Origin of the sequence: uncultured Marivirga sp. (genome assembly GCF_963974845.1) — a bacterium.
Classification (GTDB): Bacteria; Bacteroidota; Bacteroidia; order Cytophagales; family Cyclobacteriaceae; genus Marivirga; species Marivirga harenae.
The window spans coordinates 541,970-562,999 of the sequence record NZ_CAXBEQ010000003.1 but is presented as its reverse complement, the minus strand read 5'-3'; the positions used below and the strand labels follow the sequence as shown (position 1 = coordinate 562,999).

At 40.1% G+C, this 21,030-nt stretch carries 22 protein-coding genes; 7 read left to right on the top strand and 15 right to left on the bottom strand.

The window, feature by feature from the left end; translation table 11 throughout:
* Positions 1 to 176 precede the first annotated feature (176 nt).
* The 7 genes from AAC601_RS09935 (at position 177) to AAC601_RS09905 (ending at position 5,454) form a co-directional block, all read left to right on the top strand.
* Complete coding sequence (locus AAC601_RS09935; protein ID WP_340153154.1) at positions 177 to 332, top strand: hypothetical protein; 156 nt, start codon at positions 177 to 179, stop codon at positions 330 to 332.
* 318 nt (positions 333 to 650) lie between these two features.
* Positions 651 to 1,109: an IS200/IS605 family transposase gene (tnpA, locus tag AAC601_RS09930; RefSeq protein ID WP_340153153.1), complete on the top strand. Its 459-nt coding sequence runs from the start codon at positions 651 to 653 to the stop codon at positions 1,107 to 1,109.
* A gap of 198 nt (positions 1,110 to 1,307) precedes the next feature.
* The gene (locus AAC601_RS09925) at positions 1,308 to 1,859 is read left to right on the top strand and encodes a DUF2911 domain-containing protein (protein WP_340153152.1); all 552 of its coding nucleotides are present in this window, start codon (positions 1,308 to 1,310) and stop codon (positions 1,857 to 1,859) included.
* 3 nt (positions 1,860 to 1,862) lie between these two features.
* Positions 1,863 to 2,984, top strand: coding sequence for an amidohydrolase family protein (locus tag AAC601_RS09920; protein WP_340153151.1), 1,122 nt, complete (start codon positions 1,863 to 1,865; stop codon positions 2,982 to 2,984).
* Positions 2,985 to 3,092: 108 nt separating this feature from the next.
* Positions 3,093 to 4,322, top strand: coding sequence for a caspase family protein (locus AAC601_RS09915; RefSeq protein WP_340153150.1), 1,230 nt, complete (start codon positions 3,093 to 3,095; stop codon positions 4,320 to 4,322).
* Between the two features lie 114 nt (positions 4,323 to 4,436).
* Positions 4,437 to 4,799, top strand: coding sequence for a response regulator (locus tag AAC601_RS09910; RefSeq protein WP_303269139.1), 363 nt, complete (start codon positions 4,437 to 4,439; stop codon positions 4,797 to 4,799).
* 223 nt (positions 4,800 to 5,022) lie between these two features.
* Positions 5,023 to 5,454 (top strand): fasciclin domain-containing protein, encoded by a 432-nt coding sequence (locus AAC601_RS09905; RefSeq protein ID WP_303272114.1) that lies wholly within the window; start codon positions 5,023 to 5,025, stop codon positions 5,452 to 5,454.
* Between the two features lie 74 nt (positions 5,455 to 5,528).
* Here the strand turns inward: AAC601_RS09905 and AAC601_RS09900 are convergent, their stop codons facing one another.
* From AAC601_RS09900 to rsxC, 15 genes are all read right to left on the bottom strand, one after another.
* Complete coding sequence (locus AAC601_RS09900; RefSeq protein WP_340153149.1) at positions 5,529 to 6,008, bottom strand: RNase H family protein; 480 nt, start codon at positions 6,006 to 6,008, stop codon at positions 5,529 to 5,531.
* 390 nt (positions 6,009 to 6,398) lie between these two features.
* Positions 6,399 to 7,955: an SDR family oxidoreductase gene (locus tag AAC601_RS09895; RefSeq protein WP_340153148.1), complete on the bottom strand. Its 1,557-nt coding sequence runs from the start codon at positions 7,953 to 7,955 to the stop codon at positions 6,399 to 6,401.
* An 80-nt stretch (positions 7,956 to 8,035) separates the two neighbouring features.
* Positions 8,036 to 8,917 carry an inositol monophosphatase family protein gene (locus tag AAC601_RS09890; protein WP_340153147.1) on the bottom strand — a complete coding sequence of 294 codons (882 nt, stop codon included), beginning with the start codon at positions 8,915 to 8,917 and terminating at the stop codon, positions 8,036 to 8,038.
* On the bottom strand, positions 8,917 to 9,888 hold the full coding sequence (locus AAC601_RS09885) for a phosphotransferase (RefSeq protein ID WP_340153146.1): 972 nt from the start codon (positions 9,886 to 9,888) through the stop codon (positions 8,917 to 8,919). Before AAC601_RS09885 ends, AAC601_RS09890 begins: the two co-directional genes overlap by 1 nt.
* 135 nt (positions 9,889 to 10,023) lie before the next feature.
* On the bottom strand, positions 10,024 to 11,820 hold the full coding sequence (locus AAC601_RS09880) for a hypothetical protein (RefSeq protein ID WP_340153145.1): 1,797 nt from the start codon (positions 11,818 to 11,820) through the stop codon (positions 10,024 to 10,026).
* An 11-nt stretch (positions 11,821 to 11,831) separates the two neighbouring features.
* Positions 11,832 to 12,794: a thiamine pyrophosphate-dependent enzyme gene (locus tag AAC601_RS09875; RefSeq protein ID WP_340153144.1), complete on the bottom strand. Its 963-nt coding sequence runs from the start codon at positions 12,792 to 12,794 to the stop codon at positions 11,832 to 11,834.
* Positions 12,795 to 12,797: 3 nt separating this feature from the next.
* Positions 12,798 to 14,714: a 2-oxoacid:acceptor oxidoreductase subunit alpha gene (locus tag AAC601_RS09870; RefSeq protein WP_340153143.1), complete on the bottom strand. Its 1,917-nt coding sequence runs from the start codon at positions 14,712 to 14,714 to the stop codon at positions 12,798 to 12,800.
* A gap of 140 nt (positions 14,715 to 14,854) precedes the next feature.
* A complete protein-coding gene (locus AAC601_RS09865; RefSeq protein ID WP_340153142.1) occupies positions 14,855 to 15,721 on the bottom strand; it encodes an RnfABCDGE type electron transport complex subunit B in 867 nt (288 codons plus the stop codon).
* 10 nt (positions 15,722 to 15,731) lie between these two features.
* Positions 15,732 to 16,589, bottom strand: coding sequence for a ferredoxin-NADP reductase (locus tag AAC601_RS09860; protein WP_340153141.1), 858 nt, complete (start codon positions 16,587 to 16,589; stop codon positions 15,732 to 15,734).
* A gap of 12 nt (positions 16,590 to 16,601) precedes the next feature.
* Positions 16,602 to 16,793 carry a hypothetical protein gene (locus tag AAC601_RS09855; protein WP_085515581.1) on the bottom strand — a complete coding sequence of 64 codons (192 nt, stop codon included), beginning with the start codon at positions 16,791 to 16,793 and terminating at the stop codon, positions 16,602 to 16,604.
* A gap of 9 nt (positions 16,794 to 16,802) precedes the next feature.
* The gene (locus tag AAC601_RS09850; protein ID WP_303269120.1) at positions 16,803 to 17,387 is read right to left on the bottom strand and encodes an RnfABCDGE type electron transport complex subunit A; all 585 of its coding nucleotides are present in this window, start codon (positions 17,385 to 17,387) and stop codon (positions 16,803 to 16,805) included.
* Entirely contained in the window at positions 17,384 to 18,025 is a 642-nt protein-coding gene (locus tag AAC601_RS09845) for an electron transport complex subunit E (protein ID WP_340153140.1), read from the bottom strand. Before AAC601_RS09845 ends, AAC601_RS09850 begins: the two co-directional genes overlap by 4 nt.
* Complete coding sequence (locus tag AAC601_RS09840) at positions 18,018 to 18,689, bottom strand: FMN-binding protein (protein ID WP_340153139.1); 672 nt, start codon at positions 18,687 to 18,689, stop codon at positions 18,018 to 18,020. The genes AAC601_RS09845 and AAC601_RS09840 overlap by 8 nt, the downstream gene beginning before the upstream one ends.
* Complete coding sequence (locus AAC601_RS09835) at positions 18,686 to 19,699, bottom strand: RnfABCDGE type electron transport complex subunit D (protein ID WP_340153138.1); 1,014 nt, start codon at positions 19,697 to 19,699, stop codon at positions 18,686 to 18,688. The genes AAC601_RS09840 and AAC601_RS09835 overlap by 4 nt, the downstream gene beginning before the upstream one ends.
* Positions 19,699 to 21,027 carry an electron transport complex subunit RsxC gene (rsxC, locus tag AAC601_RS09830; protein ID WP_340153137.1) on the bottom strand — a complete coding sequence of 443 codons (1,329 nt, stop codon included), beginning with the start codon at positions 21,025 to 21,027 and terminating at the stop codon, positions 19,699 to 19,701. The genes AAC601_RS09835 and rsxC overlap by 1 nt, the downstream gene beginning before the upstream one ends.
* Positions 21,028 to 21,030 lie beyond the last annotated feature (3 nt).

The following is a 21,030-nucleotide window of genomic DNA, read 5'->3' as shown; positions in this document are numbered from 1 at the left end:
GGCTAGCTAGTTACCGTAATGTAGCTCCTACGGAGCTGTTTGATAGTCAGCATTGATCAGGCTTCCCAAGTACCACAGGATAGTTAAGTACTCCACTGACAGCAACAACCCTAGCACTACTGTAAGGACTATTTTATGTTTCTGTTGGTAGTAAGGTGGACTATAATGTCACCCCTATGGGGCTTAAGGGCTCTGCTGTAGCTCAGTTACCGTACTATAGCTCCTACGGAGCTTTGGTACAGGCCGCTTGGCTAGCTAGTTACCGTAATGTAGCTCCTACGGAGCTGTTTGATAGTCAGCATTGTTCAGGCTTCACAAGTACCACAGGATAGTTAAGTACTCCACTGACGGCAACAACCCTAGCACTACTGTAAGGACTATTTTATGCTTCTGTTGGTAGTAAGGTGGACTATAATGTCACCCCTATGGGGCTTAGGGGCTCAGGAGTAGCTCAGTTACCGTACTGTATGTTTGATTGTATGCATTGTTCAGGCTTTCCAAGTCCCATCGGGACGACCGTACGGTAACCGCTAATGAGCGGAACACCCCAGCCCTGTAGGGGCGACATTACCATGATACCCGTAAAAAAACACTTAGAAACTTTTCTAATCAAGTAACAATTCCTAGCTTTTAAATTGAAAAAATCAACCATGGCCAATACCTACTCCCAAATCAATATTCACTGTGTTTTTGCTGTTAAAGGTCGGAAATATCAACTCACAAAAGATATTCGGCCCCAGCTTTTCAAATACCTCTACGGAATTCTAAAAAACGATGAAGCATATCCGCTTGCAGTAAATGGATGGAAAGATCACGTACATGTCTTTTTTGAGCTAGCTCCAAAAATGTCAATTGCTGATCATATGATGAAGCTAAAATCATCCTCTTCAAAATGGCTTAACGATCACTTCTTTGAAAATCGTGAGTTCAAGTGGCAAGAAGGGTATGGGGCATTTTCTTATTCAAAATCTCAACGCTCCAGTGTCATCAATTACATTGAAAACCAAGAGATTCATCATCAATCTGTATCTTTCAAAGAGGAGTACATCAACTTTTTGAATAAATATGATGTTGACTTCGATCAACGCTATCTGTTTGACTTCTATTAACTGCACATGAGCTAGAAATTTTTAACATAAATAGCTCGACCTTAACCTCATATGCAAAAGCTACCTTCACACCAAAAAGTTCTTTTACTATAAATTCATGGGGAGAATAATCAAGTGATCTATTCTCCTATTAAAAAAAGAAAAAACTCTTGAATCATAAAAAAATCCCTAAATTGACCACCAAAAAAAAGCAAAATCATGGGAAAGAAAATTTTAATTGGAGTTGGAATAGTGATCTTACTATTCATTCTATGGGTAGTATATGGCTTATTTATAGCTGAACCCGTAAGCCCGACCGCTACAGTTAGTTACAATGAATCGGGTTTAGAAATGACGATTGATTATAGCCAACCTTCTAAAAAAGGTAGATTAATTTTTGGTGAAGAAGCAGATGGTGCACTTCAGCCTTATGGAAAGTATTGGCGGTTGGGCGCCAATGCCGCAACCGAAATTAGCTTTAATAAAGATGTGACATTTGGCGGTGAGCCTGTGGAAGCTGGAACGTACAGAATGTACGCAGTTCCAGGTTCTGATGCATTTGAAATCATCTTAAACAGTGAAACTGATGTTTTCTTCGGTGCTGTGGAACCAGATGAAGAGCTGGATGTTCTAGCTATTCAAGCACCAGTTCAGATACCGGCATCACCCGTTGAGACTTTTACGATTGGTTTTAGTTCAACCGCTTCTGGCGCCAATATTAATTTTAGCTGGGACGAAACCATGTTTCAAGTACCAGTAGCACTACAGTAATCTATGGCATTTTCAGCAAAGAAATGGGTGTTATTGCCCATTTCTATTTTAGTTTTTCTTGGCATTACTTATTGGTTGATCGGTAGAATTCAATATCGATTAAATGTGATGGATGTCGAAGAATATGAGCCTGTTTCTACCCTCACAGTACAAGAGCATCTTTTAACTCAGGCCAAATTCCCCTTCATTGACGTACATAATCACCAATGGACCATGCCGGTTCAAGACCTGGGCAAGCTGGTTGAAGAAATGGATGATTTAAATATGGCCGTAATGGTGAATTTAAGTGGGTTCAGAGGCAAATATTTGGAATGGTCGTTGGAGAATGTCAATGAAGAATACAGCAATAGGTTTGTACTCTTTATGAATATTGATTTCGAAAAAATTGATGACCAAGGCTGGCCCAATGAAACGCTAAGCATGATGGAAGAGGCTGTCAAAATGGGCGTTAAAGGACTTAAAGTCTATAAGAGCCTTGGACTAACGGATACCGACAGTGAAGGGAATAGAATTAAAGTGAACGATCCACGATTAGATCCTATCTGGGCAAAATGTGGAGAATTGGGAATTCCAGTACTAATTCACACTGGTGAGCCGGCTGCTTTTTGGTTGCCCAAGGATAAAAATAATGAGCGTTGGTTAGAGTTAAAGCAATACCCCAGTCGCTATAAAGATCCAGAAAAGAATCCCTCTTTTGAAGAGGTTATGGCCGAGCAGCATGCGATCTTCCGTAAGCATCCTGAAACTAAATTTATTGCTGCCCATTTAGGCTGGTTTGGAAATGATCTGAGTCGATTAGGACAATTGTTGGATGAGTTACCGAATGTCTATACCGAAATAGGTGCAGTATTGGCAGAATTAGGTCGGCAACCGATTACGGCAAGGGAGTTTATGATCAATTACCAAGATCGTGTACTAATGGGCAAGGATTCTTACAATAAAGAAGAGTATTATACTTATTTCAGAGTGCTCGAAACTCGCGATGAGTACTTTGATTATTATAGAAAACGTCACGCCCATTGGAAAATGTATGGGCTGGGCCTCCCCGACTCTGTTTTGAAAAAAGTCTATTATGAAAATGCACTGGAAGTAATTCCCGGGATTGACCGAAATTTGTTTGAATGAAGAAAATGTCCTAACTAATGCATTGCTTTACTTCACTGATTAACTATGCTCCTAAAAGCTAAGTCGCTCACAAATAAGCGTTTAATAATATTTTACTACATTTAAGTAATGAAGCGCCTTTTTTTCATATTATACTTCTTTTCAGGCCTAGTTTTGAATGCTCAGGATCTCAATATTTCCGGCTATTGGCATGGAACGGTCAATGTTCCGCTATCCTCAGCATTAAGCAGCACTTTTTATTTCGAACAAAACGGGAGTTCAGTGGAAGGTTATGTGCAGATGAAAAAGAAGGATGGTGCTGATTCAGCTAAAGCGAATTTAGTAGGAAGTCTCTCAGGTACTAATCTTAGTTTTAGAACTACAGATTTTGAATACACTTTTCTTGGCGCTTGTCTTTCAATCCATGAGTTAAGCTATGAAAGCAACGGAGATGTAGAGCGCCTATCCGGAAAGTGGAAGGGCAATTGGGAGCTCAGTACCTGTCCTCCTAGTGTATCTGGAAAAATTCATTTGGTTAAGCAAAATATTCCAGATCCTGAACGTTCAGTTCCTATTTCCCCAAGCCAAGAGCGTAATCCAATTGCCTCTGATGAATTTACTGAATTTGTAGTTTCTGAATTAAAGGAACGAAAATACTACGCATTATTGATTGGAATTGAAGAGTATCAAGATGAAGAGATAACCGATTTAAATCACCCGGTGACTGATGCTGAAAAGATAGCCGAGGTGCTGGGTAATTTCTATACTTTTGAAAAGGAAAACATTAGGCTATTAAAAAACGCCTCCCGATCCACAATTATTGAAGCCTTAGATCAGCTGAGCAATAGTATTACTGACAGAGATCAACTGCTCATATTCTATGCTGGCCATGGCATCTGGGATCAGAAACTGAATCAAGGATATTGGTTACCTACAAATGCTTCCTCCAAAAACAAAGCCGAATGGATTTCAAACAGTACGATCCGAGATTACATTGGAGGAATCAACACCAAACATACCTTACTTATTACGGATGCTTGTTTTAGTGGCGGGATCTTTAAAGAACGAGATGTACAATTCAATAATGGCAGAGCAATTTTGGAGATGTACAAATTGAGTAGTAGAAAGGCGATTACAAGCGGTACACTTAAAACAGTCCCAGATGAAAGCGTTTTTCTAAAATATCTATCGCAGCGCCTGATAGACAATACTAGTATTCTGCTGTCGGCAGAAGAGCTTTTCAATTCGTTCAAAATAGCAGTCATTAATAACAGTAAAAATGGGCAAGTACCGCAGTATGGTGCTATCTATCAAGCAGGTGATGAAGGTGGTGACTTTATATTTTTACGAAAAGAGTAAATTCCTGCGATCAAATTCTAGTCTTCTTAGCGGCATTGATAAAAGAATCAATTCAGTTGAATTATTTTTTTGTACTTTTGGACTGAGTGAAAACTTATAAAAATTAACACCCATATGAGCAAAATAAAATATTTGATTATAGATGATGACCATGTATTCAGCTTATGGTTGAAAACCAATTTGGCAGATCTGTTTCCTGATTTTGAGCATATCAGTTCTCGAGTGGATACCTTAGGCGGCTTGCTTGATAATCATAGAAATGAGCCAGATTTGCTTTTCTTGGATCAGTATATTGATGGCCTCACTGGTTTTGATGTTTTAGATTTAATGAAACATCAACCCAAAACCATTATGATATCATCAGAAAGCATCGATAAATCCAAGTTGAGTGAATACCCGAATGTGATAGGATTTATGGATAAACCAGTCGATTTAGATAAGTTGACAGCTGTTCTGAAAAAAAATCAACTTATTTGATAAGAAAACTGGCTGATTCAATTTCTTTAAAACAAAATGATTTTAATTATGTTCTATCAGCTCACTTAATCAAATCACTATGAAAAAATTAAATTACGTATTCGCATTCGGGTTAATCTTTACTTTCTTAGCATGTGGAGGTGGAGAATCTAAAACAGAAGGAACTGAAGAAAATTCAATGGAAGTAGCAGTTTCAGAAGAAACTCCTGCTGTTGAAGAGACAATGGAAATGGACGAATCAACAAAGGATATCGTAGCTTTAGCGATGGAAACAGAATCACTTTCCACTTTAGTTGCTGCGGTTAAAGCAGGCGGTCTTGTTGAAACACTTCAAGGAGATGGTCCATTTACAGTGTTTGCACCAACTAATGAAGCTTTTGCAGCTCTACCAGAAGGAACACTAGACGACTTATTGAAGCCAGAGAATAAAGAAAAATTGGCTTCTATTCTAACCTATCACGTTGTTGCTGGAAAAGTGATGTCAACAGATCTTTCTGACGGCATGAAAGCCAAAACTGTTAATGGCGCTCAAGTAACGATTACAACAGCTGATGGTGCTAAAGTCAATGGAGCCAATGTGGTATCTGCTGATGTAGCAGCTTCTAATGGAGTGGTACATGTTATCGATGCAGTGATTATGCCTCCAAAGAAGTAATTAAAATTTGACCAACTATTTATAAAGAGCTCCTGTCAGGGAGCTTTTTTTATGTTCAAAACCTGTAGATTTCTTTATTCTAATTCTCTAGAAGCTTTTCTGGCGGCTCTATCTACCAAGGTAAATACTCGTTCGTAATCTTTTTTATTCTCGCTTGGTTGATGCCCTTTCACTTTTACAAATTCACAATGCATCTTGTCAGTAATTTCAAAGAAGGCTCGATATAATTCATGATGATTTAAAAGCTTTCCTTTTTTAGAATGAAAATCATTTTCTTCTAAGGTTTTACGTCTGCCTGGTAAACCCATGATATTTTGAGAATCGGTGTAAATCACAACTTTTTGAGCGCTACCCACCAGCTCTTCTATTGCCCAAATTAAAGTTTGCAGCTCCAATTTCGTAGAAGAAGTATACACAAACTTTCGAATCACAATTTTCTCCTTTAGGTTGCTTTGAAATAATTCATTTTCACAAAGCAACAGAGCAGCACCATAGCCCACTCTGAGTTGGTTATTTACACTTCCGTCTATGAATAATAATTGCTTGTTTTTCAAAGATAGCCTTATTTAATTCCGAAAAATAACCAAGGTTATTTTCTAATGTGTTCTCTTGTCTCTTTTGTGGTAGGAATTTGCTAATGTTGATATAGATAAACAAACATTATTTTTTACCACAAAAGATACAATAGAAAACAAAAGTTTTTTTCGCTTTAGCGAAAAATTCGTTACATGAACACCTTAATTTAATAGCAATGATAATCTCCACAAGGAACACACCTATGGTCCCCGCCATTTGGCGGGGACAGTCTCATGGATTTTAATGAGTAGTAAATAGTTAAGTTCAGCAATTTATAATGAATATTATTGCTGAATATAATCAAATTGAACTCCAAAAGAATTTCTGTGCGACTGCCCCCATTGGGGGCTGGGGCTAGGGATTGGGGCTTACCAGTCAATCGGTCTATAATCCTTCAAGAACTTACCACACCAATGTTTTCCGGTATTGATCCCATCAAACAAAGGATCCATAACACGAGCGGCACCATCCACTATATCTAATGGCGGTTGGAAGTCATGCTCCTTTTCTTTCTTTTTGGCTAATTCAGCAGGATCTTCATCGGTTACCCAGCCCGTATCTACTGCATTCATATAAATGCCATATTTAGCAAAATCTGATGCGGCAGTATGTGTCATCATATTTAAGGCTGCTTTTGCCATATTCGTATGAGGATGACGGTCTTCCTTATGATATCGGTGGAACTTACCCTCCATAGCTGATACATTGATGATATGTTTCTTTCCAGTGTCATCTTTCTTCATCAAATCGGCTAATCGATTGCATAATACAAAAGGAGCTACAGCATTCACCAATTGTACTTCCACCATTTCAATAGTATTAATCTCTCCTAGCTTCAATCTCCAGCTATTGGTTTTTCTTAAATCTACTTGTTGCAAATCAGCATCTAATTTTCCTTCTGGGAACACCTCTTCTGGACTCAACGAATTATCAATACTATACGGGATTTGAGAAAGCTTAGCTGATGAACTTAGCCCCACTCCTAGTCTTTTTCCATGCCAACTTACGGGTAAATTCTTCTGACCATCTGCAACTCCCTCGGTAAGTTCTTGAAGTTCTTGAACACACGCTTCATGATCTGATAAGAGTTCCTGCGCAAATGCAGGCAGAGCAGATATGGGTTTCTCTTCATTCGGCATCAAATGCTGATAAAAACCAGCCGGACGCCTCACTGTCTGTGCTGCATTATTAATCAAGATATCCAGACGGTCATATTGCTGCTCGATGAAATTACAGAAAATCTCAACACTCGGAATATGTCTTAAATCCAGTCCATGAATTTTCAATCGATGGCTCCATTTATGATAATCCTCTTCTTTGGCAAAGCGTAATGCAGAGTCGACTGGAAAACGAGTAGTCGCAATGACGGTGGCACCAGCTCTTAGCATCATCAAGGTAATATGATAGCCAATCTTCAAACGAGAGCCTGTAATAAGAGCAACTTGTCCAGTTAAGTCTGCAGTTTGATAGCGCTTAGCATAATTGAAATCACCGCAGCTTGGACACATGGTATCATAAAAATGATGCAGAATGTCGTATTGATCCTTACAAACATAGCACTCTCTTGACTTTTCTAATTTTACATCCGATTTGGGAATATTGCCTGTTAAGGAAATCATTTTGGGTGCTTCAAAAATTAAAGCTTCTCGAGCACTTCTAATGCCGGTATTATCCCTGGCATTTTTATCTTTTTGCTTAATTTTCCTTTTCTCAGATTTCCTCGCTTCTTTCTTTCGCCTTCTGAATTCTTCTCTGCTAGGTCTAGAAAATAGTCCTGCCGCCATAATTAGTGCTGTTCTCTTCTCTTTAGGGATATTAAATATTTGATTGGTATCTAAATTCAATGTCTCTAAAAGCGAGATGCATTGATCAATTTGTTCTTCACTGAAAGCGGTGGGATTGCTTTCTTGCTGAATTTCTATCATATTCTAATTTTGAAGGCGCAAAAGTAGTCATGAATATTCAGTAATTTTTATGTTTGGCTAAATATAAAACAGCTTTCCAACTAAAGCTCATTGATTTGATATCCTAGTCTGACCACAAAATCAAACAAGATAGGATCTGTTGCATAGAGCACTCCTAATTGATTCATGAAGGTCGATTTCGGATTGTTCAAATAAAGTTGTTTACCAAAACCATCAGTCACAATAAGGCCTAGCTCCTCAAAGAATAGACGAGTGGCAGCAAAATCCCAAATACTGCCCCCTCCTTTTTTCTTCTTGGGAAACTTAAAGTAGCAAGCCATAGGATTGTTCAATACCGCAATCGCATTCCTGACCGCTCCATATCCTAATTGATATTCCAATTTTTTTTCTTTTTCGTCAGTCCAAATTTGAAGCTCTTTCTTCAATAAATCGAAATAGGGAGTAGATTGTAGGCTTCGATCCATATAAACCTTCAAAACATCAGCTTTTCCAGTATTTCGTTTGAAAGCCTTATCATTTAAAAGCAAGCCTTTTCCTTTTATGGAAGTGTAACAATCCCCCAAGTCAGGTATATAAACTACTCCAATAAGCGGATCTCCAGATTTCGACACCAAGGCAATAGATACGGCATATCCCGTCCTTCCTTGCGTAAAAGCTAAAGTTCCATCTAAGGGATCAATACACCAAAAATGATCCTTTTCCAATCGAGAGGCATCATCTGCTGCTTCTTCAGTCAATACCCCCAGATCATATTCTTTAATGCTATCCTTCAAATGTTGAAGAATGATCTCCTGAGCCTTATAATCAACCGCAGTCACCACTTGTGAAGCCAAAGAATCACCGCTTTCTTTCTGTTCCTTTTGATAATGTTGATCAAACTGCGATTGAATGTATTCACCCGCTGCTATTGCTGCCCTTTTTGCAGTTTTACATAGTGAATTTAAATCTTTTTCTGTAAGCATTATTTGACTTTTAATTCTTTCAAGACGATTTGAGTAAGCTTTTTACTATACTCGTGCATCTTCCAATGGCCTGGACTCCAGCCATCTAAAAATCTATAGAAATCAGCCCATGAATAGCGATAAAGTTCGCTCCACTCCTTTTTAACTTCTGGATAATCAATAGTGTTGTCTAATGCATTCTTGAGTTGGCTAAAGTAATGCTGCAGCAGTTCTTCCTCGTATTTCTCACATTTCTCTTCCTCAAAACAACTGCTAATAAAATAAGCAACATCTTTCATTCCACATCCTTGGCCTACATATTGAAAATCAACAGCTGCTACAGTGCCATCTTCAGCAAAACAGAAATTAGCCAACTTGGCATCTCCATGTATAATCGTTTGATATTGAGCATTTTGAAGCTTTTCATCTATCAGGCTCGCAGCATTCTTCAAGGAGGTATTTTCCATTCGCTCCCATTCATCAGGTCGAGTTTCTAGATGCCAGTAAGTCCCCACTTCCCAAAGCCCCTTTGCATTGGTATTCATAAACTTAGCGTGAAAATGCGCCAACCAACTTAAACAGCTTTTAGCATGGTCCAAAGTCACTTCATTATGATGTAAACGAAACGGATACCCGCTAGCATCCAAGTCTTCCATGATCAATAACAGCTCGTTTTCTGCTTCAACAGCATGATAGCTCTGTGGAACTCTGCAATATGCATCTGTTTTATCAGCGTATTCCTGATACCATTGTCGTTCTACTTGATAAGATTTAAGCTTTCGCTGATGTGATAATGGGGTATTCCAACCTTTGGGGTGATGCTTAGCATCTGGCAATTGAATATGTTTAACGATTACGCTAGTGTACTTTCCTCCTTCCAGAAAATACCGTCTGATTTCGCCATAGCCACTCCAGAGCGTTTGCACAGATTCAGAACGGATGATCTTTGAAGCCTTTGTGATAGCCACTATTTCCTTTGTCACCTCTACCATAGAAGCTCAAAGTTGGCTTTTTTTGATGGGATCAACAAGGGCTGCACACTCTTAGATCAGGATTAATATCGCACACTTTTCCTCCGGATCAGATAAAAGCTAACAAGCAATCTTTCCTAAAGTGAATACAGGTGATTAAAGATCTTCATCATTGAGCAAGGCTACAACAAGCCGTTCTGCAGCTTTTGCAATGGCATCTTCCTGTGCAGTTTCAATAATTTGCTGATGATCTTGCTCCATTTTTGCTTTTTCTTCTTCTATTAAACGGGTCATCTCTTTCTCTTTTTGCTGTATAGCCTCTTTGTCCTTGGCTTTATTAAAACCACCTAGCTCTTGTAGAAAAAGCCAAAAATCTAATCGCTCCTGACAAGAAACCACCCAAACATTAGGCACTGCAGCTTTATATAATTGGTTTTCCTCATCGATGAGCCAAATAAATGGAATTTTGCCATAAAGCTTTGCCTCATCTAATTCCAAATAGGTACTAAGCGGAATTAAATAATCAGTATTGTAAGCATCAGGTACTATCATCAGTTCCTCTATTTTTTGCGGAAAGCAAGCTTTATAGTCCGCATAGGTAAAGGCTACATCAATATTCGTTTCTTTGCTTTCATCTACATTGGCTTTCAGCGTAAAAGAGGGCCAGTTTTCTTCAGGCTGAATATTATTTGCTAAATCAAACCTTCCTCCCCATTTACTACCTTTTGCAGGGTCATATTGGATAGCAGGAAAGTAACGGCTCGCATTTGCTGCTTTTGCCACGAGGTATTGACTCATTTCAGCTGATACATCCTGCATTGGTACAGATAGGTGACATAATCCTGGAGCTGTGGACTTGAAACAATTCGTTAATCCTTGGTGTACGCTCGAAGGATCAGCCATACTACTTTGGAAGGTATACACGTTGCGATGCGCCATAGCCAATGCAGCAACTTCTTGTCTGAATTGATGAGAGGCATCTTCCCAAAGTAGCTCTTGCTTGGGAGTAGAAATATGTTCATGGTTTAATACTACCACCTTTATGGGTTTGTTTGATGCCATTAGACTTGAAAGAGAGCTTAGATGATCAAACACATAGGGCTGATTAACAACTACTACTATCGGATAAAAAAGCTTTAACTCTTCAGCCAATAATCGATACCAATTGAAGTCTTCAAAATAGTCTTTATGGATATCCTCTTGGTATTCCCCCTCAATTTCCAGTTTTGCTATTCGATAGGCTTTCATCAAGGAAGTAAAAGATTTCACCTCTTTCTGAAATAGCTTTTGACCATGCTCAAAAAGATCGTCTTTGGTCTCAATTAGCAGTGTATTCTGAAAAAGCGGAGCTTTCTCCAGACTCTTTTTAACTTCCTTTTCAAGCAGCACTATTCCTTCATGCTTACCAAATAATTCCAGTCCTTCTTTCAATGTGCCAATTACTGAGATCAGACGAGATGACCGCGCTTGGGACAACTCTTCTGCTTTAGCTTTTGGGATTATGTCTGCCATTTGATCAAAAGCAATCAACTCATTTGCAAAATCATAATCTCCTTTAAGTGTCTCAACTACAGTGTCTTTATCGTCAATTCGTAATAATTTATTTAAACCTGTAATAAGTGAAGCTAATTGCCCTTTAAATGCTTTTCGATGTTCTTGATGGAGTTCTGAAAGCATAAAGTCAAGAAAGTAGAAAGGCGTTTCTTCCTCCAGCTCGATCACTAGTTTTTTGGAATTTGCCTCCATTGTAAAAGGATATGCTGATTGCTTATCATCCAAAAAATGCAGCAAGGCCGAAGAACAGCGGTTTTGCTGGGAGTCAGAATGCTTTCCTGTTCTATAAAAATGCCTTAATTTTTTCCAGAAAGATTGCATTTCCAATTCAGGAGCAGGATTACCTTTCTTCCAATAAAAGGAAGAGGTATCTGGTGTTAGCTTGTTAGGAGTTTCCATAATTCATGCTTTTAAATGGCATATCTATCCATGAGTGAGTTAATGGCATCAATCCGATCTTCAACCGGAACTCCCAGATTATGGGCACCATATTCATCATATCTAGTCCCTTCTTTATTCTGGTAAAAAAGCCCTATAGGTGTAGTGGTCTTAACCAATTCGGCTATTTCTCTTGCTTTCACAAGATTTGAGGGGTCATGCTCTTGAATATGTCTGAATTTCTTCAATGCCTGCTCTTCCAATACAATTCCATTCTCATGGTTCAAAACGGTTATAGCATCGGGATCTTTAACAGTGGGCTCATAGTTCTCTCGCATCCAAATCGGACATCTTTGCACTATTCGAACGAAAGCCAAACCAGGATGGTCGTAGGCCTTTTTAAGGGTAGCGTTCAGATGAGCAGGTTTCCAATCAACGGTTTGCGCCACAAAAGAGACATTTGCTAAGCCTAAGGTAGATTGTATAGGGTTTATAGGCGGAAGAACCGAGCCTGTCGGGTGAGTATTTGTATGGGTTCCCAGCGGACTGGTAGGAGAAGTCTGCTTTTTAGTCAGTCCATAAATAGAATTATCAAAAAGCAATACCACCATTTTCATATTATACCTGATCGCATGTACCCAATGCCCTGCACCAATAGAACAACAATCCCCGTCTCCAGTGATCACGAATACATGCAAGTCAGGTCTTCGAAATTTCACTCCACTTGCTACCGGAAAAGCTCTGCCATGAAGTCCGTGAAAGCCGTAAGTCTTCATATAATGTGGAAACCGGCTACTACAGCCTATTCCGGATACAAAAACCGTTTTTTCGGGTGGTAATTGTTCATCAGTACAAAGCTTTTGCACGGAATGTAAAATAGTGTGCGCACCGCAACCAGAACACCATCGCGCCTTGCTGCTTGAATAGTCCTCGATGCTATAATTCTCTTTTTCTGGTATTTCTATATCGCAAAAATCCGGCTGTAAGCTAATCATGTCTTATTCTGTTAAAGTTAAATCAAGTTTCTTCTCAAGCATTTCCAATATTTGGATCGGGCTCAAGGGCTGACCATAGACATTGCTAAAGCAATCTATGTCTGTTAGCGTTTGTGCCCGCAGGTACCAGGCTAATTGTGCATAACGCCTGTTCTCTTCTGTTATCAAGGGATTGCCAATGGTATCGCTATAGTTAATTTCCACCGTCATTACCTTTTTGAAATTCTTGAATATAGATTTCAGACCTGGTTCCATGGGACTTAAAAAGTGAAGATGGAGGCTACTAACCTTTGCCCCCCTCTCGCGTGCCCTTTCCACTGCTTCCTCAATTGCACCTCTGGTTGAACCCCATCCCACTAGCAATAAGTCACCTGATTTATCACCCAGTATCTTTGGTTCCTTGAGCGTTTTATGCAAGGCGGCCAACTTTCGGCTTCTACTTTCAGCTGCACGTTGGTTGATAGCTGGATCGTAAGCTACATGACTTTCTTCATCATGGGCAAGCCCTGTTAGGGTGTACATGCCTCCTTTTTGACCCGGGATCGGTCGTTTGCTTAATCCAGTATCTGGATCCCAATCGTAGGCCTTCACTCCTTCTTCCCATTTACTTTGATCAATTGGATCTGGAAACCAGGCCGATTTTATTTTGGGTCTTGGAAAGGGTTGTACGCCAGTTGCTAGATTGGCATCGGTCAACACAAAGACAGGAGTCCTGAATGACTCTGCTAATTTTCTGGCTAAAATGATATAGTGAAAACACTCTTCAATGGTGGATGGGGCCAGAACAATTTTAGGTGCATCTCCTGCTGCTCCGTATAATACCGCTAAGAGATCGCCCTGTTCTACCTTGGTAGGCAAGCCCGTTGAGGGGCCTCCCCGCTGCACATCCACAATCACCAGTGGAACCTCGGCCATAACTGCCAAGCCTATAAATTCAGTCTTTAGCGCTATCCCTGGACCTGATGTGATAGTGACAGCTGTTTGACCTGCGTATGAAGCACCAATCGCAAAACCTATTGCTGCTATTTCATCTTCAGCTTGATGTATGAGGCCTCCTGCTGATTCCATTTTTTCGGCCATGGCATGGCTCGCTGAAGTGGCAGGTGTGATCGGATACATTGAACATACTTCAATTCCAGCAGCCATTACCCCTAAACTAACCGCCTCATTCCCATTCATCACGACAAAATCTTCCTTACTTATTTTACTTGGTATAGTAAAATGCATAGGCAGCTTATCATTTGCATATGCATATCCGGCATGCAATAAGTCTATATTGCTTTGAATAATGTCATCACTCTTTTTACTGAATATAGCTTTGACCTGCTCAGCTGCAATACTAAGATCGCGGTCGTAAATATTACATAATAAGCCCAACACCCACATATTCTTTCCTTTACGAGGATCGCTTACGTGTTTTAAGCATTCTTTTTCCATTGGGATTTCATGGATGATATACCCAAGGGCTTTAAATTTCTGAATAGATTCTGTATATGCTGCATTCGTTTCTTCCGTATCAGTGGCCCATTTATTTTCAATGAGTAGGTATGTGCCAGATTTATACGCATTTTGATCTATTCTACCGTATAGTACCTGCTCATTTAAAGCCACTACCATATCGGCATGATCTCCCATATTGGTGACTTTCTTGCTGCCCATTCTTACCCTTATCCCCGAAGCACCTGCTTTTGACCTAGCTGGTGGGCGTATTTCTGCAGGGATAATTTCTACCGTCCATACGCCATTGCCCATTTTTGCCGAGATCGTTCCAAGGCTTTGACCACATTTTTGTGCCCCTTCACCTGAATCACTGACTATTTCAACGACAGCCTCTCTGATTTGCTTCCTTTCAATTTTGACTGGCTCAGACTTTATGGTTTCAGAATTATTGCTCATGATTTCTACTTTATCATTAATCAATTAAGATAATTTTATACTACTTTTCCCTGATGTAGATCATATGAAAGAAGGATCTATATCAACTCTTCCTGTTTAAACTATCTTGTGTCACGGATTCTATCTTTTCTGATTCCTGCTGACAACTGAAAAGCTTTACGCAATTATGAATAGCCCATATTTCGCTCCCCTTTTCTCACGATCTTCTTACTTTCTTTGCCTTTGATAGCCCCTGCTTTCTTATCTAGCCAGACAATAGCACCCGTTGGGCATCTTTGTATAGGTAATGGGGTTTGTTCTGCAATAGAATAATTAACCACAGGAAGGTTATATTCCATCGTAATCAGGTCTCCGGGAGCATCCATGGCACAGCGTCCACATGCAGTACAAGCTACCTGACATTCCTCCATCACTTCATCCCCTTTTTCAAGGTTTTTACATGCCACCCAAAGCTGGTGGCTCACCGGCTCTATTGAAAATAAGTCTTTAGGACAAACTTCTACGCAATCTCCGCATGCCGTGCATTTGTCTACATCCACCACGGGTAAGCCATGTTCATCCATATGAATGGCATCAAAATCACAAACATTCATGCAGTCGCCAAAGCCCAAGCAGCCCCAGAAACATCCTTTTCCACCTCCTGATACTAGCGCGGCCGCTTGGCAATTTTGAAAGCCTTCATATTCCGCTTTGTTTCTGGCAACATTTGTCCCGCCTGCACAGGCAAGACGAGCCACTTGTTTTTCTTCTGCTCCCACTGATACGCCTAGATAATTTCCAATCTCGGTTCTTCCCTCATCTGAGCTGACCGTACATTTTCCGGGTAATACTTCGCCAGCAACTAAGGCTTCAGCAAAAGGTCGACAACCGGGAAATCCACAAGCACCACAATTAGCATGCGGCAACATATCTTCTACTACATCAATGCGTGGATCTTCATAGACATAGAGTTTCTTGTTGGCAATTACCAACATGATTGACAATACTAATGTCAATCCCCCTAATGCGAGTATTGCAATGATGACAGTCATATAATATGCTTTAATAAACTAATTCAACCCACTTTTTCCCTGCGATGAGCTCCGCTTTTCGAGTTTGCCATTTTTCCTCTGAACCCATAATTTCAGAAAATGCTTTATCTAGACCTTCTTTCACTTTAGCATGACCGGCAACATAGATATGGGTATTCAGCACTGATAACATATCAACAATCTCCTCGGCACGCTCTTCTATTGATTGGTCAAGGACAACCGTATCGTTCCAAAGTGGCCGAGGACTATAGGCGTGAATGGCCTTAAATGTATCTTCGCTATAATAATTAGTGAGATCATCATCCTTTTCATTTTGATACAATAGCTCTAGGCCTGTTTTTGCCCCGTAAAAGAGAAGAATCCTGCCAGTCCAATCTTCAATATTATTATAAATATGCTTTATGAAGGCTCTAAATGGGGCAATGCCCGTTCCCATTCCTATTAGAATTAGGTTTGCACTTCTGTCTTCCGGTATTTTAAATGGCAGTTCATAAGGTCCTGTGATCGTGATTTTATCGCCCGCTTTCCTATCGCATAAATAGTTAGAGACAATTCCATCATAAAGCTCACCACTGAAAGCATCGACATAAGAGCAGCGCTTCACCAACATAGTTATCGTAGTATGGTTTTTAGTCCTTTTTGGAAGGTCTGCAACGCTATAGAGGCGAAGATGATCTGTATTCCCAAAGTCGTCATTAGATTTCACCAAAACACCAAAGCTTTGATCGATTTCACAAGCAAACTCTGGATCTTTCACTTCAAGCACTAATTCTCGTACTTCCTCACTACCTTCCGGACTTAGCCTTCGCGTCTTTTTAACAATTGCGAAATATTGCTTTCTAGTGTCGTAATCTGATAAATGTGCCATGGCCTTATCGTTTTAATTCTTTAATTCTACTTTTTTATTCTTACAAATGGTACCGCAACCACAACTTCCACAAGTTGATCTGCCAGCTAACACATCTTCATCCTTTTGCTGATCAGAAAAGGTCCTTCGCCACAGGTTCTGAATAATGACCCAAAGGATCATTAAGCCTGTAATTCCTATTATTCCTATTAAATATTTTAACATAATTCTTACTCAATTACTTCCTAAACCTGAAAATCCCATAAAAGCCAGCGATAATATTCCAGCAACTATCAAAGTCAATACTGTCCCTTTAATTGCAGTGGGAACTTCAGCTAATTCAAGCTGCTCTCTAAGTCCTGAGATTAAAAGTAAAGCCAATGTAAAACCTGCTCCGGCACCCAAGGCGTAGACTATACTTTGAAAAAAATCATATCCTTTGTTCGTTTGGAACAAGGCAACCGCCAGAATTGCACAATTAGTGGTGATTAAGGGCAAGAAAATACCCAATGCCTTAAAAAGTGCCGGGCTCATTTTCTTAACAAACATTTCCACCAACTGCACTGTGGAAGCAATCACCACGATATAGCTGATCAATTGAAGAAATGGAGCATTTATGGCCACTAATAATGCATGAATTCCATAGGCACAGATCGAACTGATTAACATTACAAATGTGACGGCCGCCCCCATTTTACTGGAGGTTTCGATTTTACCTGAAACACCAAGGAATGGGCAGATGCCCAGGAAGTAAGCTAACACGAAGTTGTTCACTAAGCAGGCACTGATGAATATCTGACTATATGATTCCTGATTCATGATTGAGCTCTTTTTTGTTTAATCAAATTGAAAACCAATAACCAAGCGGCTAGTGTAAAAAAACCTCCAGCCGGAAGGATCATAATTACCCATTCCTGAAAACCATCAGGAAACAAGCTAAATCCAAAAAACGCCCCGTTTCCCAATATCTCCCGTACCACTCCAAGGCTAAACAGTGCTATAATAAATCCAATACCCATTCCCAGTGCATCCATGATGGACTTTCCTACGGTGTTTTTTGAAGCAAAGGCTTCTGCCCTGCTTAATATTAAGCAGTTCACTACAATTAGTGAGATAAATGCCCCCAGGCTTTTATGCAAATCCACACTAATCGCTTGAATGACATAATCTGTAATGGTGACAAATGTGGCGATGATAAGAATGTAAGAAGCGATTCTTACTTCCTTAGGGATGAAATTTCGGAGCATGGATACCAGAATATTGGACATCAGCAATACAAATGCCGTGGCTACTCCCATGGCGAGCGCATTTTCTGCTGTATTGGAAACCGCTAAAACCGGGCACATTCCCAATACTTGTACAAAAACCGGATTTTCCCTCCATAAGCCTTTAATGAACTCATCAGTGGAAGTGGGGACAGTTTTTAAGCTTTCGTTATGGTTTTGATTATTACTCATTATCGATATTTTTAAAAATACTCCTATTTTTATGAATAATTGGCATCCACTTTTCTGCACTGCTTGCTATGATATCTCCTATAGCTCGAGAGGAAATGGTAGCCCCTGTAATTCCATCAATTTCATATTCATTTACTTTAGAGCCACTTTTTACGGTGGTCACTTTATTCTTAAGGCCATCTTTATCCTCGTTTAAGGAGACATCGAGATCAGTGAAGTTGTTGAGGAAATCAGGATCTTTTTCGATCTTATCACCAAGGCCAGGCGTCTCCTTACTTTCTAATACATAAAACCCTATAACCTCCTGTTGATCAATGTTATACCCATATATGATTCGAATAACATCTGCATATCCCTGTCCCGCTGCAACGATGGCTAGTCCTTTGAAAACACCGCTATCGTCATAGCCAGCGTAAACCACATCTTTATCAGACTTATCTCCTGCTTTGAATGTATTATCTTGATAAACATAGGGCTGCATTTGAGTACTTCCTGGAATAACTTTGAAAATAGCTTCTTTTAAGGCTTCTGCTCTTAAGTTTTCGATACGAGGCTTTGTGCCTTCATAGGTAAATACGATCAGGAGACCGCACAAAATACCGATTCCAGCCATAGCTCTGATCATTTTGAAACTGTTGGGCGCTATGGTCTCTTGCTCTTTCATGAGGTTTTTAATGAAGTACCGTAAACTCTATATCGAACTAATCTATCTATATGAGGTGAGATGGCATTAGCTAACAGAATGGCGTACATCACGCCTTCCGGTAATCCACCCCACAGCCGTATAATCACAACCAAAGCTCCAATGATAATTCCGTAAATCATTACTCCCCAACTAGTTATAGGGGAAGCAACCATATCGGTAGCCATAAAAACCGCTCCCAACATTAAGCCACCAGAAAAAAGCATGAATAATGGAGAAGGGTATTCTACAGGGTCAACCCAATAAAGGATGCCACTGAACACGAATACGGTAGCGAGTATGGAAACTGGTATTCTCCAGTTCATGAAATTGCGCCATACCAAATACAATCCTCCCAGAAGGATAAATACAGAAGATGTTTCTCCTGTTGATCCGCTCACTAAACCTAATGCTAAATCGCTTGCTTCAGTAGTGATTCCATCAAACTTGAATGCTGAAAGTGGTGTCGCACCAGAAGTTCCATCAATAACAGGTTCCATAAAAGGGACTGCCAAGACTGCAGAATGAAGTGTGGTAAATCGGTCCGCAGAAAAGCTAGCGAACCAAGTGGTGATGGCAACCGGAAACGCCCCTTGCAACACTGCCCTTCCTACTAAGGCCGGGTTAAATACATTGTATCCTAAACCGCCAAAAAGAAACTTACCCATACCTATGCCAAAGACACCACCCAAAAATGTCATCCAAAGCGGGAAAATAGGTGGTAATGTTAAGCCCAAAAGCAATCCGGTGATAATGGCAGACCAATCAGAAACAGTGCTTCTTTTATTGGCGAGTCGGCATAATACATGCTCTGTTATTAGACACGAAACAACTGCCGTAATCAGAACCAAAGCAGCATTCCATCCAAAAGCGTAGATCGAAAACAAAGCAGCAGGCATCAATGCAATAACAACATTTCGCATAATCACCTCTACACTAGTGCCTTGTGTCAGGTGAGGTGATGTACTAATATGGAGTGTTTGCTTTTTCATCAGGCTACTTTTCTTTTTCGTATAATAGATTTTGATAGTCGGAAGTATTGCACTAATGGAATATGAGAAGGGCACACATACGAGCAGGAACCACATTCAAAGCAATCCATCAAATGATATTCCTCAGCCATTTTTTCATAGGATTCGAATTTTGCGAGAATACCTAACTTCGAAGGGTTTAATGAAAGTGGGCATGCATCTACACAGGCGCCACATTTGATACACGGGTAAACTTGAGGTGCTTGCTCAATTTGCTCTTTGTTAAAGACTACTACACCGGAAGTTCCCTTCACTATTGAAATATCCAGATTAGCCACAGCAACTCCCATCATGGGTCCGCCCATATAGACTTCACTGACAGATTCGTCCACTCCGACCTGCTCCAATACATATCGAAGTGGAGTTCCAATGGGAATCAAATAGTTTCCTTTTTTCTTAACCCCAGGTCCTGTAATGGTGATTACACGTTCTTGTATTCCTCTACCATGAGGCAGTAATCGTCCAATTTCCGCTGTAGTGGCCACATTTACCACTACCGCATTCACATCAATTGGTAAGCCTCTTGAAGGCACTTCTTTACCTAAAAGAGAAGTAATTAGCATTTTCTCTGCTCCTTGAGGATATTTGACAGGCACCACTTCTACTGATATTGCTTCATTTTTTGGAAGTCGTTCTTGGAGCAAATCCGCTGCATCTTGCTTATTCGCTTCAATTCCGATGATAGTGCGTTTTGCAGCGGTAGCTTTCATTAAGTATTTGATTCCTAAGAATATATCATCTGATTGCTCAAGCATTACCCGATGATCAGTGGTCAGATAAGGTTCACATTCAATGCCATTAATAATCAAAGTATCGCAATGTTTTCCATCAGGAATTTTTAATTTAGCATGGGTCGGAAATGCGGCCCCTCCCAAGCCTACAATTCCAGCCTGCTGAATTCCCATCAGAATATCATCTGGGGATGCAGCATCTAGGTTAATTGGTTCTCCATCTAAAATCTCTTGTGTGGAAGATGGAAATGGTTCCAAATATATGCCAGTGGTCATCTTGCCTGAAATAGTTGGGACATTACTAATTCTCTTCACCAAGCCACTTACAGGGGCATGCAACGGAACAGATAGATATCCATCTGATTCTGCCAAGATCTGTCCTCTAACGACCTCCTGTCCTTCTCTGATCACCAATTTAGATGGAGCTCCTATATGCTGAGCCAAAGGCAGAATAATCAAAGGCGCAAAGGAAAACTGTCGAATAGGTAATCCATTCGTTTCCTCCTTATTTTCAGGAGGATGTATTCCGTGCTTGAAAGTCTGTTTAGCTGTTCTCATAAG